Origin of the sequence: Sphingopyxis sp. TUF1 (assembly GCF_036687315.1) — a bacterium.
Taxonomy (GTDB): domain Bacteria; phylum Pseudomonadota; class Alphaproteobacteria; order Sphingomonadales; family Sphingomonadaceae; genus Sphingopyxis; species Sphingopyxis kveilinensis.
Window position 1 is genome coordinate 817,570 of the sequence record NZ_CP144683.1, and the last position, 12,636, is coordinate 830,205.

The following is a 12,636-nucleotide window of genomic DNA, read 5'->3' on the forward strand; positions in this document are numbered from 1 at the left end:
GGCGAAAGCCGGATAAAAAGCTCAATCGGGCGTCGGCACGCCGCGTGTCAGGTCGTCGACATCGTCCATGATCGCGCGGAACGCGTCGCTCGCGGGCAGCATGTCCTCGCTCCGCAGTGGCATGTCGCCGCTATCGAGTATCGCCTGGAGCGCCGCGCGCGCGCGCGACACGCGGCTTTTCATGGTACCGACCGCGCATCCACAGATCGCGGCGCCTTCCTCATAGGATAATTGCCCCGCGCCGATCAGGACCAGCGCCTCGCGCTGGTCCACGGGCAGCATCAACAACGCGCGCTGAACGTCGGCGAGATGCAGGCTGTCGCCCTGATCATCGGGTGCGACGAGCAACCGCTCGGCGGCCTGCTCGTCATATTCGGCGGTGAATTTCTTGCGCCGCATCTGCGACAGGAAGCAGTTGCGCAGGATGACGAAGGCCCAGCTTTTCATGCTCGCCGGGCCCGGCACATATTGCTCGCGCGCCTTCCACGCCTTCAGCATCGTTTCCTGAACCAGATCGTCGGCCAGATCTGCATTGCCGCACAGGCTGCGGCCAAAGGCGCGCAGATGCGGCAGCATCGCCGCCAGTTCGCGCTTGAAGCTGGCGTCGTCGAGCGGTTGAGATATTTCGCTGCTGATAATCAGGCCCTTGTCTGACGGCCCGATTGTTGCGGGCACAAATCCGGCTTAGCGCGACAATGCGTCATTGCAAGGGTGCCGGCCCGCCGGGCGTCGCTCCGCGGCGACCGAGCGCGACGAAATTGCCAATCATCCGCTCGAATTCGGGATCGATCCGGCCGTTCGCCGCGAGCCGCGCGAACTCCGCCTCATGCCCATGAAAAGCGGGTTCGTACAGCATCGTCCAGTCGGCAAATTCGCGCTCTTCGATCGCCCGGCGCCGGATTTCGACCATGCCGCTGTGGCGCACATCCTCGCGGATCGCGGCGAGACAGGCATCGACCCGATCGGCGGCGCCTTCGAGCAATTGCATGAAATTATGGCCATTATAGATGAGCGCACCGGTTAACGCGTCACGCGCATTGTTGCGGCGCGCGGTCACCAATATCGCGTCGATGTCGGCGGACGAAAGCAGCGGATCAGCGACGCTGACGTAGATTACGGAAAGCAAGTAGGCACGCTCCAGTCGCGCGGTCGCAAAAACCGCCAAGGTGTGACCCCTCACAACCACCTGATTAGGGCCGGTGTGTCATCTTGGCAACGCATTCGTCGCAAAAAACAAGTTTTGCGGGAACCCGACCCGCTTTTCCTCGTTGCTCTCGCATGGCTACGCAAGGCAACAACGGAATGAATGGCAAGGGACCCCCGCCGCCCGCGGACGCCGATGCTCCGCGCCGGGCGCAGGGAAGCTTCCCCGGCACGCAAGGCGACGAGTGGCATCGCACGCTGACCGGACGTCAGGCACCCGAGCCGGTGAGCGCCAAGCTGCGCATGATTTACGGCAATATCGTGTCGGAACAATTGCCCGACCGGATGCTCGACCTGCTTTCGCAGCTCGATCAGAAAAGCCCGAAATCATAATGCCCGCGCCTATCGCCGCTGCCTCGCAGCCGCCGGCCGAGACGCTTTCGGACAGCGAATTCAAGGCATTGCTTGCCGGTGTTATCCCGCATCTGCGCGCCTATGGCCGCAGCCTGTCGGGCAATCCCGACCTTGCCGACGATCTGACGCAGGACACCATGGTCAAAGCGTGGGCCTCGCGCGACCGGTTCGAGCGCGGGACTTCGATCAAGGCATGGACCTTCGTCATCCTGCGCAACACTTTTCTGTCGCAAATGCGCCGTAACAAATTTGTCGGCGAATATGACGAGACCGCGGTCGAACGCACCATGTCGACCCCTGCGAGCCAGGAAGACAGCGGCGAGATGGCCGACCTGCAACGCGGGCTGATGGAATTGCCGCAGGATCAACGCGAGGCGCTGATCCTCGTCGGCGCGGGCGGCATGTCATATGAGGAAGCCGCAAGCATTTGCGACTGCGCGCTCGGCACGATGAAAAGCCGCGTGTCGCGCGCACGGACCGCGCTCGAGGAGATCATGATGCGCGGACAGTTCATGCAGAAGCGCGCGGACGCGCCGCCGGCGAGCGAAGCGGTCGATGCGATCATGGACAGCGTCGAGGAAATCACCGCCCGCCGCGAGGCTGCGAACCGGTAATGGCCCGTCGCCCCCGCGAAGGCGGGGGCCGTCGGCGGTATACGCGACGCCGCCGAGCAAGCCCTCCAGCGGCCCCCGCCTCCGCGGGGGCGACGATGGTTTCACGCCCCTCGACAACAGCAAGCCGCTGCGTCAAAACAACATATCTTCCCCAGCCAAGCGAGATTTTCCGATGAAAAATCTTCCTCCCTTTGCCCTTGTCGCCGCGCTCGCCGTCGCCGCCTGCTCGACCCCCGCACCGACCGAAGCCGCCCCTGCCGACTCTCGCGCACTCGACGTATCGGGCGCGCACCCCGCCGCCCCGCTCGGCGAAGCGCCCTTTACCGTTCAGGAGATCGCCGGGTTCGATGAACCCTGGGCGATGACCTTCGTCCCCGGCGTGCGCGCGGCACTGGTGACCGAAAAATCGGGCAAGCTTAAACTCTGGCAGGAAAGCGGGCCGACGCTCGACGTCGCAGGCGTTCCCGCAGTGGCTTATGGTGGCCAGGGCGGCCTCGGCGATGTCTTGGTTGCGCCCGATTTCGCCACCACGGGCACAATCTATCTGAGCTGGGTCGAAGCGGGCAACGGCGACACCTTTGGCGCCGTCGTCGGCCGTGCCAAGCTCGTCCAGGGCGCCGCCCCCCGCCTCGAAGGGCTCGAGGTAATCTGGAAACAGGATCCCAAAGTTGCGGGCCGCGGCCATTATTCGCACCGCCTCGCCTTTTCGCCCGACGGACGATATCTCTTCATCGGTTCGGGCGAGCGGCAGAAATTCGACCCGGCACAGGACATGACGGGCAATCTCGGCAAGATCTTGCGCCTGAACCCCGACGGCAGCGTGCCCGCCGACAATCCCTTTGCCGACGCTTCAAAACCGGATGGGGGCGGCGTTACGGCGCAGATCTGGTCGCTCGGCCACCGCAACATCCTGGGCCTCGCCTTCGACGCCACCGGGAAGCTGTGGAATCAGGAGATGGGGCCAAAAGGCGGCGATGAGGTCAACCTCGTCGCGGCGAAGGCCAACTACGGCTACCCGATCGTGTCGAACGGCGATCATTATGACGGCCGCGACATCCCCGATCACCCGACGCGCCCCGAATTTGCGGCGCCCAAACTGTGGTGGAACCCCTCGGTCTCGCCCGCCGGCCTCGCCTATTATGGCGGCGATCTTTATCCGGGCTGGAAAAACAGCCTGCTGATGGGCGCGCTGTCGGGCGAGGGGCTGGTCCGCATGAGCATCGACGGCGAGACGCTACACAAAGCCGACCGATGGGATTTCGGCACGCGTATCCGCGAGGTTGAGGTGCGCGACGACGGCACGGTCTGGCTGCTGACCGACGGGAAGGACGGCAAGCTGGTGAAGCTGGCACCGAAAGGATAAGATAACCGCATGATCCGCGGGTTCCTCACCCGGCGCGCCGAATGGCCCGCGCATATCCCCGATCCCGACGCGCCGCCGCCGCTGAAGCTGCTGTGGCGCGAGGTCGGAGCGCTGGCGCGCGCGGTCGGCGGGCGCCTCCGCCCGCTGCCGCCCGAACCCAATCCCGACAGCGACCATCCGCCGGTGATGGTGCTGCCGGGGTTCCTGTCGGGCGACTGGGCGACCAAAGCGCTGCGCGCCGACCTGCGCCGCGCGGGGTTTCGCTGCTATGCCTGGGGCCTTGGCTTCAATCGCGGCGCGACCCCCGACATCATCGAGCGGATCGACACGCGCGTGCGATGGATCATCGACCGCACCGGCTATGCCCCCGCGCTTGTCGGCTGGAGCCTCGGTGGCATCTACGCACGCGAATATGCCAAGCATCATCCGGACAAAGTCGCGCGCGTCGTCACGCTGGGATCGCCATTTTCGGGCAGCCGCCGCGCCAACCGCGCCTGGCGGCTCTATCACCTTATCGCGCGCCACCCTGTCGAAAATCCGCCGATCGACTTTCACCCCGCGCCGCGTCCCGAAATGCCGACCTTTGCGCTCTGGTCGAAACATGACGGCGTCGTCGCAGTGAACAGCGCGCGCGGCCTGCCGCACGAAAGCGACCGCGCGGTCGAGGTCGATTGCAGCCATATGGGATTTGCCTATGCGCCCACCTCGGTTGCGGCGATCGTCAAGGCGCTGACCGAAGAGGTTGGCGCCGAATAATCCTCCCTGTCGCGTAGCGATGGGGAGGGGGACCGCGCCCGAAGGGCGTGGTGGAGGGGCCGCGACGTGGGCGTCATTGCCCCTCCGTCAGCGCCCCGCGCTGCCACCTCCCCATGGCTGCGCCACAGGGAGGATTGGCGGACAGATCAGCACACGTCGATCCGATAAGCCGGCGCCGCGCGCCACGCCATCAGCGTCCGCCCCGGCCGCTTGCCCGGCCGCCCCGTCGATATGAAACCGACGCGGCGCAGCAGCGCGCGTGAGCGGTCGTTGTCGGGGTGGCATTCGGCGACGATCGAACAATTGGGCTGCGCCGCCGCGAGCGCCGCGACGACCGCACGGACTGCTTCGGTCGCGATGCCCTTGCCGCGCACCCGCGCCGCAAACCAGTACCCGATTTCATATTCCTGACCGGCGCGGCGATGTACCCCGACAACGCCGTAGAGTTCAGTCCCGCGCGGATCACGCACGGCATGGAACACGTCGCCGACGCCCGACCGCGCGATCAGCGCGCGGGCATCGGTCTCGGTAAAGGGCGCGGGCAGGAAATGGACGCGCGACGTCACCGTCTCGTCGGTGATCGCGCTCAGCGCGCGCGCATCGTCGGCGGTCAGCGGCGCTATACGGCATTGGTCGGTCGACAGGGAAAGCAGGGTATCGGTCATGTCGCGTCTTCTTCTCAAAAGCGCGCGCCGTAACCGGGGGGTCAGTGGTCTGGTGATGTGAGGATAACCATTCGCCTTCCGGTCACGGCGGCGATGGTCACAGGTGATGCCATGCCGCTCCTATGTAAAGGAGCGCCAATACGCCTTGAATCGATTGGATCGGTCGTTGGTCATCGCGGCCGTGGCTAACCGCTCCGCCGCTACCGGTCAATCCCGTGTCTTGACGATCGCTTTTCACGCACTATTTAACGTTACATGAAACGCGACAGCCGACTCTCGGGGGTGCTCCACGTCCTCCTTCACATGGCCGAGCAAGGTGAGCCAATGACCTCTGACCAGCTCGCCAAGGCGATGCAAACGCACCCCGTTGTCATCCGCCGTATTCTGGGCGGGCTGCGCAATGCGGGTTTCGTCCATAGCGAAAAGGGTCATGGCGGCGGCTGGACGATCGCTCGCGATCTCACCGACATCACCATGCGCGACGTTTACGACGCGATCGGCCGACCCGGGCTGATGGCGATGGGGAACCGCACCGAAGCGCCGGGCTGCCTCGTCGAACAAGCGGTTAACGCCGCGCTCGATTCCGGCTTTCGCGAAGCCGAGGCGCTGCTGCTTGGCCGCTTCGGCGAGGTGACACTCGCGGCGCTCGCGTCCGATTTCCACGCGCGCCTGGCCGCGCGCTCGCTTTCCCCGACGACGCAGGAGTATATCCATGGCTGAAGGCGCCCGGCATTTCCTCGACAGCTACAGGGATCCCGAAGCGGTCGCGCGCTACATAGAGGGGCCGCGCCGCTTTGTCCCCGGCCTCAATGGCCTTCACCGCATGACCGGGCTCCTCCTTGCCGAGCGCGTGCCCGAGGCCGGACATATCCTCGTCCTCGGCGCGGGCGGCGGCAGTGAGTTGAAGGCGATGACCGAGGCGCATCCCGGCTGGCGCTTCACCGGCGTCGATCCCGCACGACCGATGCTCGACCTCGCAGCGAAGATACTCGGACCCGATGCGCACCGCGCCGACCTCGTCGAAGGTTATATCGACGACGCGCCGATGGGCCCGTTCGACGGCGCGACATGCCTGCTCACGCTCCATTTTCTCGAAACCGAAGAGCGCATCCGCACCGCTGCCGAAATCCGCCGCCGCCTTAAGCCTGGAGCGCCTTTTGTTGCTGCGCATGGCAGCTTTCCGCAAGGTGCCGGCGAACGCGACCGCTGGCTCGACCGCTATGCGTCCTATGCGATAGCCTCGGGCGGCGATCCCGAACAAGTTGCCAGGGGCCGCGAGGCCGTCGCGACCCATGTCGCGATGCTGAGCCCCGAAGCCGACGAAGCGGTGCTGCGCGCCGCGGGTTTCACCGGCATCGAGCAATTTTACGCCGCGTTCACCTGGCGCGGCTGGGTGGGATATGCGTGACGCCGCCCGCCGCTAAATCGTCCGAAACATCACCAGCGCGTCGACGAAACCCTCGGCAGGATGCGCGAACGCCCCCGGCAATCGCCCCACGATCTCAAACCCCAGCGACTGCCACAACCGCACCGCGCGCGTGTTGGTGGCGACGACGAAATTGAACTGCATCGCGCGAAAGCCGCGCCTCCGCGCTTCGCCCAGGCTATGCTCGGCCATCGCGCGCGCCACACCGCGGCCGGTCGCCGATGCCGCGGTCATATAGCCGCAATTGGCGACATGCGCGCCGCCGCCCGCCTGATTGGCGCGGAGATAATAGGTGCCCAGGATCGCGCCATCGGCTTCGGCGACGAACACCGCCTTGTCGGGCCCGAACCAGTAAGCGAGCGCCTCCGCTTCGGTCATGTCGCGATCGAGCGTATAGGTTTCGCCCGCACGGATCGTGGGACCGATGATCGCCCAGATCGCGGCGGCATCCGCGGGCTTTGCGGGGCGGATCATCATGTCAGAAACGGTGCGGCGATTTCGTCGCTGATCCGCACGGGGCGCCCGCTCGCCTTGTCGAGCATCGCCCACACCGTCCGCGCGCGGACATGCACCTTGCCGTCCTCGCCGGTAAACTCGACGAAGCGGTCGAATTTCGCCCCGTGCGGCTTGTCGGCGACCCATGTCCGCCCGGTCACCGTCTCACCGGGGCCGAGCGCGCGAAGATAATCGATTTCGTGCCGCACGATCACCCAGATATAGGCGTCCTTGTGCACCTGCGGCGCCGCGGCGGCCCAATGGGCCGTCGCGACCTGCTGGATCCACTGGACCCAGACGGCATTGTTGACATGCCCCAGCTCGTCGATGGCGTCGGGCGTGGCGGTGAGGGAGAGAGAAAAGTCTTTCATGCCGGTGGCATAGCTCCAACTAGACCGCAACAAAAGACATCGTCATTGCGAGCGGAGCGAAGCAATCTCCAGCCATCGCGATCGCGCTGGCCCGATGACTGTGGATTGCCGCGTCGCTTCGCTCCTCGCAATGACGGCCGAACGGAGGCTAAGCCAGTTCGACCGTCGTCACCATATAGCCCGCGTCGCGAAGCGCGGCGACCAGGCTGTCGAGATGCTCGCGGTCGCGCGCTTCGCATTCGATGTCGGTGATCAGGCCCTTGGCGGGCAAGGTCGTGAAGATGCGCTGGTGATAGATTTCGATGATGTTGACCTGCTTCTCGTCGAACAGCTTCATCACCTTGAACAGCGCGCCGGGCCGATCCTGCAAGCGAACGCGCAGCCGCGCGATGCGGCCCGAGCGCGCAAGGTCGCGCAGCAGCACGTTCGCAAGCAGACGCGTGTCGATATTGCCGCCGGTGAGCACGAGGCCGACCTTGCGCCCCGCAAATTCTTCGGGATGCGCGAGCATCGCCGCGAGTCCCGCCGCGCCAGCCCCCTCGACCACCGTCTTTTCGATCTGGAGCAACAGGCTGACTGCGCGTTCCAGATGGCGTTCGGCGACCAGCACGATGTCGTCGTTCAGCTCGGCGACGAGCCTCCGCGTGTAGCCGCCAGGCTCCTTCACCGCGATACCCTCGGCCAGCGTGTCGCCTTCGCACGCCATGTCGACGCCGTTCAGCTCGGCGTACATCGACGGGTAAAGCTCGGCCTGCACGCCGACAAGGCGCATGTCGTTCTTGATCCCGCGCGCCGCGGTGCCCATGCCCGCGAGCAGCCCGCCGCCGCCGATCGGAACAATGAGGGTATCGAGCTCGGGCACATCCTCGAGCATTTCGAGCGCCACCGTCCCCTGCCCCGCCGCGACATGCGGATGATCGAAGGGATGCACGAAAGTCAGCCCGCGCTCCTTCTCCAGCTCGCGCGCATGGGCATAGGCGTCGTCGAATTTCTCGCCATGCAGGACGATCGTCGCGCCGTGGCTTGCGGTCTGCGACACTTTCACCTGCGGCGTCGTGCTCGGCATCACGATGGTGACGGGCACACCCAACCTTTTGCCATGATAGGCGAGCCCCTGCGCATGATTGCCCGCCGACGCCGCGATCACGCCGCGCGCCTTCGCTTCGTCGTCGAGCAGGAGCAGCGCGTTCAGGGCGCCGCGTTCCTTGTACGCCGCGGTGAATTGCAGATTCTCGAACTTGAGCCACACCTCGGCGCCGACCAGCTCGGACAGCGTTTGTGAATGCAAGGTCGGCGTGCGGACGACCGCGCCGTTAATTCGCCCCGCCGCCGCGCGCACATCGTCGATCGTGATCGCCGGCAAATCGGCGGCGGAGGTCAGGGTCAGGTGATCGGTCATAGCGGCAAGCGCCCTAGCCCATCTGGCGCGCGAAGCAAACAATGCTATGGACCCAGCATGAGCGAACAGAAATTGCGCATCAGTTTCATCGGCACCGGCGTCATGGGCGGACCGATGGCGGGCCACCTCGTCCGGGCGGGGCATCACCTCACCGTCTATAACCGCACGCGCGCCAAGGCCGATACGTGGGTGGCGCAGCACGGCGGCACAGCGGCCGCCACCCCCGCCGACGCCGCGCAGGACGCCGATGTCGTGCTGACCTGCGTTGGCAATGACGACGATCTCGCGCAGGTCACGCTCGGCCGCGATGGCGCTTTCCGGGCAATGCGCAAGGGGGCGCTGTTCGTCGACCACACGACCGTCTCCGCCCGAATCGCGCGCCAGCTGTCGGTCGAGGCCGAAAGCCTTGGCCTGCTCTGCCTCGACGCGCCGGTCTCGGGCGGCGAAGCCGGGGCGCAGAACGGCACGCTCTCGATCATGTGCGGCGGCACGCAAGCGGCCTTCGCTGCGGCCGAGCCCGTGATGCAGGCCTATGCCGCGCGCATGGTCCACATCGGCGGTCCCGGCGCGGGGCAGACGACCAAGATGGTCAACCAGATCGCGATCGCGGGCGTCCTGCAGGGTCTGTCCGAGGCGCTGCGCTTCGCGCAGGCGTCGAAGCTCGACGCCGACAAGGTGTTCGAGGCGGTGTCGGGCGGCGCAGCGGCAAGCTGGCAGATGCTCAACCGCTGGGGCACGATGGCAAAGGACGAGTTCGACTTCGGCTTCGCGGTCGACTGGATGCGCAAGGATCTGGGCCTTGCGATCGACGAAGCGCGCGTCAACGGCGCGACCCTGCCGGTCGCCAGCCTCGTCGATCAATTCTACGCCGACGTGCAAAAGGCGGGCGGCGGGCGCAAGGACACGAGCTCGCTCGTGACGAGGCTCCCGAAATGAAGCGCCTGATCCTGAGCGCGCTGGCGCTGACCCTCGCCGCCCCCGCACACGCCGACACGCTGGTCGACAATGTCAACGGCATCACGCTCGACAAGGACGGCAAGCTCGTCCGCTTCACCGGCCTCGTGATCGACCGCGAAGGCAAGGTGAAACAGCTGCTCGATCGCAAGGACAAGCGCCCCGAACGCCCCGATTTCAAACAGGACGGCCAGGGCAAGACCCTGATCCCCGGCCTGATCGACGCGCACGGGCATGTCATGGGCCTCGGCTTCCAGCTGATGCTGCTCGACCTCAGCGAAACGAACAGCCTTACCGAAGCGCAAGCGGCGATCCGCAAATATGCCGCCGAAAACCCCGAAATGCCGTGGATCATCGGGCGCGGCTGGAATCAGGAGAAATGGGGGCTTGGCCGTTTCCCCACCGCCGCCGACCTCGACGCCGCGGTGCCGAACCGTCCCGTCTGGCTCGAGCGCGTCGACGGCCATGCCGGCTGGGCGAACAGCGCGGCGATGGTGGCGGCCAAGGTCACCGCGGCGAGCAAAGCGCCCGAGGGCGGCCGCATCGAAATGGAGGGCGGCAAACCGTCGGGCGTCTTCATCGACGCCGCGATGAGCCTGATCGACAGCGCCAAGCCCAAACCGCTCGCGCGCGACCTTGATCGTGCCTTGCTGCTCGCACAGCAGAAATTGCTCGAACAGGGGATCACCGCGATCGCCGACATGGGCACGAGCATTCAGGACTGGCAGGCGTATCGCCGCGCGGGCGACAAGAAACAGCTCGCGGTCCGCATCCTCAGTTACGGCGGCGACATCGACAATATGGCGATCATCGCCGGTTCCGAACCGACACCGTGGCTCTACGACGACCGCCTGCGCATGGTCGGGGTGAAGCTCTATCTCGACGGCGCGCTCGGATCGCGCGGCGCGTGGCTGAAGGCGCCCTATGCCGACGCGCCGGGGCAGAAAGGCCTGCCCCTGCTCACCCCCGCGCAGCTGCGCAACAAGATGGTGCGCGCGTCGATGGACAAGTTCCAGGTCGCGATCCACGCGATCGGCGACGCCGCCAATGCCGAAGCCCTCGCTGCCATCGCCGACCTGACCGCCGATTTGCCGGGCGAGCGCCGCTGGCGCATCGAACATGCGCAGGTGATCGACCCCGCCGACATGGCGCGCTTCGCGAGCCTCAAGGTCATTGCCTCGATGCAGCCGGTGCATCAGACGAGCGACCGACTGATGGCCGAAGCCCGGCTGGGCCCTGATCGGCTCGCAGGCGCTTATGCGTGGCGCAGCCTCGAAAAGGCGGGCGTGCGCCTTGCCTTCGGATCGGACGTGCCCGTCGAGAGCGCCAACCCGTTCGCAGGCCTCGCCGCCGCCATCTCGCGCACCGATGCGAAGGGCGAACCCTTTGGCGGCTGGCGTCCGCAGGAAGCGGTCGGCCGCGAAACCGCGCTCGACGGCTTCACCCGAAACGCCGCTTATGCCGGCTTCGCCGAGGACCGGATCGGCACGCTGATGCCGGGAATGCGCGCCGATTTCCTGATCGTCGATGCCGACCCGCTGCTCGCCAGCCCCGACGAGATCCGCCGCATGACCCCGCTCGAAACCTGGATCGGCGGCTCGCGCTATTACAAAAAAGTGGCATCCGGTGGCGGCCGATAGCAGCCCCAGCCGCCGCGCACTGCTGACCGGGCTCGCCGCGCTGCCAGTCGCGGCGACCGCGGCGGCGGCCGAGCGCCGCTCCAAAAGGCGCAAACCCGCAAAACCGAAGGTCCAGCATGTCGACGTCGCGATCATCGGCGCGGGTGTTTTCGGCGCGTGGACGGCGTGGCACCTTGTCCGCGCAGGAAAGAGCGTGCGCCTGTTCGACGCTTACGGCGCCGGGCATGTTCGATCGTCGTCGGGCGGCGAAAGCCGCGTGATCCGCATGGGCTATGGCGCCGACACCATCTATTCCGAAATGGCGCGCGAATCGCTGCCCTATTGGAAGGCGCTGTCCGACAGCGCCAGCGCGCCGATCTTTCACAACACCGGCGTGCTGTGGTTCGGGCCCGCGGGCGACGCCTATACCGCACAGTCGCTGGCATGGTTGCAGGCCAATCGCGTCGGGCATGAGCATGGCGACGTCAGCTGGCTGCAGAACAAATATCGCCAGATCCAATTCTACCAAGGCGAAACCGGCATCCTCGAAACCGAATGCGGTGCGCTGATCGCGGGGCGCGGCGTGCAGGAAGTGATCGCCGACGCCCAGATCGCGGTCGAGCGCGTCGTCATGCCCGCGCCGCTGCTGTCGAAACGGATCAAGCGCCACAGCCTGCCCGACGGCGGCACCGCCGACCATCTCGTCTACGCGGCCGGGCCGTGGCTGGCCGAACTCTTCCCGCAGCAGTTGATGGGACGGATCGTCGCGACGCGGCAGGAGGTCTATCATTTCGGCGCACCGCAGGGGGACACGCGCTTTGCGCCGCCCGAGCTGCCGGTGTGGGCCGACAACAGCAACAACGGTATTTTCTATGGCATCCCCGATCTGGAGGGCGCGGGGTTCAAGATCGCGATCGACCGCCACGGCCCGGCGATCGACCCCGACACGATGGAGCGCAGCCTGACCCCGGCGGGCATCGCCGAGGCACGCGCCTATATCGCGCGCCGCTTTCCCGCGCTGGCGTCCGCGCCGCTGATTGGCGGGCGCGTCTGCCAATACGAAAACAGCTCGAACGGTGACTATCTGATCGACCGCTTCCCGGGGCAGGAGCGCGTCTGGCTCGTCGGCGGCGGATCGGGGCACGGGTTCAAGAATGGCCCCGCCGTGGGCAAGCGCGTGGCAGCGCATATCCTGGACGCGAAGCTCGCCATCGAACCGCGCTTCAGCTTCGCGACCAAGGGGACGGTGCCGGCGCGGACGGTGTTTTGATGCCGGGCGCGAACCTATATTCCCGTTCGTGTCGAGCGAAGTCGAGACACGCTGCGTTAATGCAAGGCTTCACGTGTCTCGACTTCGCTCGACACGAACGGAACCTTAAAAAGTGAAACTCACCGACCGCCACTACCCGTCATCCCG

The 12,636-nt window shown here is 66.2% G+C and carries 15 protein-coding genes; 9 read left to right on the top strand and 6 right to left on the bottom strand.

Going from position 1 to position 12,636, the window contains the following annotated elements; all coding sequences use genetic code 11:
* Positions 1 to 21: 21 nt before the first annotated feature.
* Both VSX77_RS03900 and VSX77_RS03905 read right to left on the bottom strand, forming a co-directional pair.
* Positions 22 to 576, bottom strand: a complete 555-nt coding sequence (locus tag VSX77_RS03900; RefSeq protein WP_338427209.1) for a sigma-70 family RNA polymerase sigma factor — start codon at positions 574 to 576, stop codon at positions 22 to 24.
* Between the two features lie 124 nt (positions 577 to 700).
* Positions 701 to 1,165 (bottom strand): BLUF domain-containing protein, encoded by a 465-nt coding sequence (locus VSX77_RS03905; protein ID WP_338426355.1) that lies wholly within the window; start codon positions 1,163 to 1,165, stop codon positions 701 to 703.
* A gap of 137 nt (positions 1,166 to 1,302) precedes the next feature.
* Between VSX77_RS03905 and VSX77_RS03910 the strand changes: the two genes are divergently transcribed.
* The 4 genes from VSX77_RS03910 (at position 1,303) to VSX77_RS03925 (ending at position 4,290) form a co-directional block, all read left to right on the top strand.
* Positions 1,303 to 1,536 (top strand): NepR family anti-sigma factor, encoded by a 234-nt coding sequence (locus VSX77_RS03910; RefSeq protein WP_338426356.1) that lies wholly within the window; start codon positions 1,303 to 1,305, stop codon positions 1,534 to 1,536.
* Positions 1,536 to 2,171 (top strand): sigma-70 family RNA polymerase sigma factor, encoded by a 636-nt coding sequence (locus tag VSX77_RS03915; protein WP_338426357.1) that lies wholly within the window; start codon positions 1,536 to 1,538, stop codon positions 2,169 to 2,171. Before VSX77_RS03910 ends, VSX77_RS03915 begins: the two co-directional genes overlap by 1 nt.
* 172 nt (positions 2,172 to 2,343) lie before the next feature.
* Entirely contained in the window at positions 2,344 to 3,534 is a 1,191-nt protein-coding gene (locus VSX77_RS03920; protein ID WP_338426358.1) for a PQQ-dependent sugar dehydrogenase, read from the top strand.
* A 9-nt stretch (positions 3,535 to 3,543) separates the two neighbouring features.
* The gene (locus VSX77_RS03925; RefSeq protein ID WP_338426359.1) at positions 3,544 to 4,290 is read left to right on the top strand and encodes an esterase/lipase family protein; all 747 of its coding nucleotides are present in this window, start codon (positions 3,544 to 3,546) and stop codon (positions 4,288 to 4,290) included.
* Between the two features lie 146 nt (positions 4,291 to 4,436).
* On the opposite strand, the gene VSX77_RS03930 is transcribed toward VSX77_RS03925, so the two are convergent.
* On the bottom strand, positions 4,437 to 4,955 hold the full coding sequence (locus tag VSX77_RS03930) for a GNAT family N-acetyltransferase (protein ID WP_338426360.1): 519 nt from the start codon (positions 4,953 to 4,955) through the stop codon (positions 4,437 to 4,439).
* 255 nt (positions 4,956 to 5,210) lie between these two features.
* On the opposite strand from VSX77_RS03930, the gene VSX77_RS03935 reads away from it, so the two are divergent.
* Entirely contained in the window at positions 5,211 to 5,675 is a 465-nt protein-coding gene (locus VSX77_RS03935) for an RrF2 family transcriptional regulator (protein WP_338426361.1), read from the top strand.
* A complete protein-coding gene (locus VSX77_RS03940) occupies positions 5,668 to 6,363 on the top strand; it encodes a class I SAM-dependent methyltransferase (RefSeq protein ID WP_338426362.1) in 696 nt (231 codons plus the stop codon). The genes VSX77_RS03935 and VSX77_RS03940 overlap by 8 nt, the downstream gene beginning before the upstream one ends.
* A gap of 12 nt (positions 6,364 to 6,375) precedes the next feature.
* Here the strand turns inward: VSX77_RS03940 and VSX77_RS03945 are convergent, their stop codons facing one another.
* The 3 genes from VSX77_RS03945 to VSX77_RS03955 all read right to left on the bottom strand — a co-directional run bounded on the left by VSX77_RS03945 (position 6,376) and on the right by VSX77_RS03955 (position 8,646).
* Positions 6,376 to 6,858, bottom strand: coding sequence for a GNAT family N-acetyltransferase (locus VSX77_RS03945; protein WP_338426363.1), 483 nt, complete (start codon positions 6,856 to 6,858; stop codon positions 6,376 to 6,378).
* A complete protein-coding gene (locus tag VSX77_RS03950) occupies positions 6,855 to 7,247 on the bottom strand; it encodes an acyl-CoA thioesterase (RefSeq protein WP_338426364.1) in 393 nt (130 codons plus the stop codon). Before VSX77_RS03950 ends, VSX77_RS03945 begins: the two co-directional genes overlap by 4 nt.
* 148 nt (positions 7,248 to 7,395) lie before the next feature.
* Complete coding sequence (locus VSX77_RS03955) at positions 7,396 to 8,646, bottom strand: threonine ammonia-lyase (RefSeq protein ID WP_338426365.1); 1,251 nt, start codon at positions 8,644 to 8,646, stop codon at positions 7,396 to 7,398.
* Between the two features lie 57 nt (positions 8,647 to 8,703).
* On the opposite strand from VSX77_RS03955, the gene VSX77_RS03960 reads away from it, so the two are divergent.
* From VSX77_RS03960 to VSX77_RS03970, 3 genes are read left to right on the top strand one after another with little or no spacing between them, the layout of a single operon-like run.
* Positions 8,704 to 9,582, top strand: a complete 879-nt coding sequence (locus tag VSX77_RS03960) for an NAD(P)-dependent oxidoreductase (RefSeq protein ID WP_338426366.1) — start codon at positions 8,704 to 8,706, stop codon at positions 9,580 to 9,582.
* On the top strand, positions 9,579 to 11,240 hold the full coding sequence (locus VSX77_RS03965; RefSeq protein ID WP_338426367.1) for an amidohydrolase: 1,662 nt from the start codon (positions 9,579 to 9,581) through the stop codon (positions 11,238 to 11,240). The genes VSX77_RS03960 and VSX77_RS03965 overlap by 4 nt, the downstream gene beginning before the upstream one ends.
* On the top strand, positions 11,227 to 12,489 hold the full coding sequence (locus VSX77_RS03970; RefSeq protein ID WP_338426368.1) for an FAD-dependent oxidoreductase: 1,263 nt from the start codon (positions 11,227 to 11,229) through the stop codon (positions 12,487 to 12,489). Before VSX77_RS03965 ends, VSX77_RS03970 begins: the two co-directional genes overlap by 14 nt.
* Positions 12,490 to 12,636 lie beyond the last annotated feature (147 nt).

Bases quoted from the DNA above. Each gene is read 5' to 3' on its own strand.
- VSX77_RS03900 (WP_338427209.1), bottom strand. From the start codon at position 576: ATGCTGCCGCATCTGCGCGCCTTTGGCCGCAGCCTGTGCGGCAATGCA.
- VSX77_RS03910 (WP_338426356.1), top strand. From the start codon at position 1,303: ATGAATGGCAAGGGACCCCCGCCGCCCGCGGACGCCGATGCTCCGCGC.
- VSX77_RS03915 (WP_338426357.1), top strand. From the start codon at position 1,536: ATGCCCGCGCCTATCGCCGCTGCCTCGCAGCCGCCGGCCGAGACGCTT.
- VSX77_RS03920 (WP_338426358.1), top strand. From the start codon at position 2,344: ATGAAAAATCTTCCTCCCTTTGCCCTTGTCGCCGCGCTCGCCGTCGCC.
- VSX77_RS03925 (WP_338426359.1), top strand. From the start codon at position 3,544: ATGATCCGCGGGTTCCTCACCCGGCGCGCCGAATGGCCCGCGCATATC.
- VSX77_RS03930 (WP_338426360.1), bottom strand. From the start codon at position 4,955: ATGACCGATACCCTGCTTTCCCTGTCGACCGACCAATGCCGTATAGCG.
- VSX77_RS03935 (WP_338426361.1), top strand. From the start codon at position 5,211: ATGAAACGCGACAGCCGACTCTCGGGGGTGCTCCACGTCCTCCTTCAC.
- VSX77_RS03940 (WP_338426362.1), top strand. From the start codon at position 5,668: ATGGCTGAAGGCGCCCGGCATTTCCTCGACAGCTACAGGGATCCCGAA.
- VSX77_RS03945 (WP_338426363.1), bottom strand. From the start codon at position 6,858: ATGATGATCCGCCCCGCAAAGCCCGCGGATGCCGCCGCGATCTGGGCG.
- VSX77_RS03950 (WP_338426364.1), bottom strand. From the start codon at position 7,247: ATGAAAGACTTTTCTCTCTCCCTCACCGCCACGCCCGACGCCATCGAC.
- VSX77_RS03955 (WP_338426365.1), bottom strand. From the start codon at position 8,646: ATGACCGATCACCTGACCCTGACCTCCGCCGCCGATTTGCCGGCGATC.
- VSX77_RS03960 (WP_338426366.1), top strand. From the start codon at position 8,704: ATGAGCGAACAGAAATTGCGCATCAGTTTCATCGGCACCGGCGTCATG.
- VSX77_RS03965 (WP_338426367.1), top strand. From the start codon at position 9,579: ATGAAGCGCCTGATCCTGAGCGCGCTGGCGCTGACCCTCGCCGCCCCC.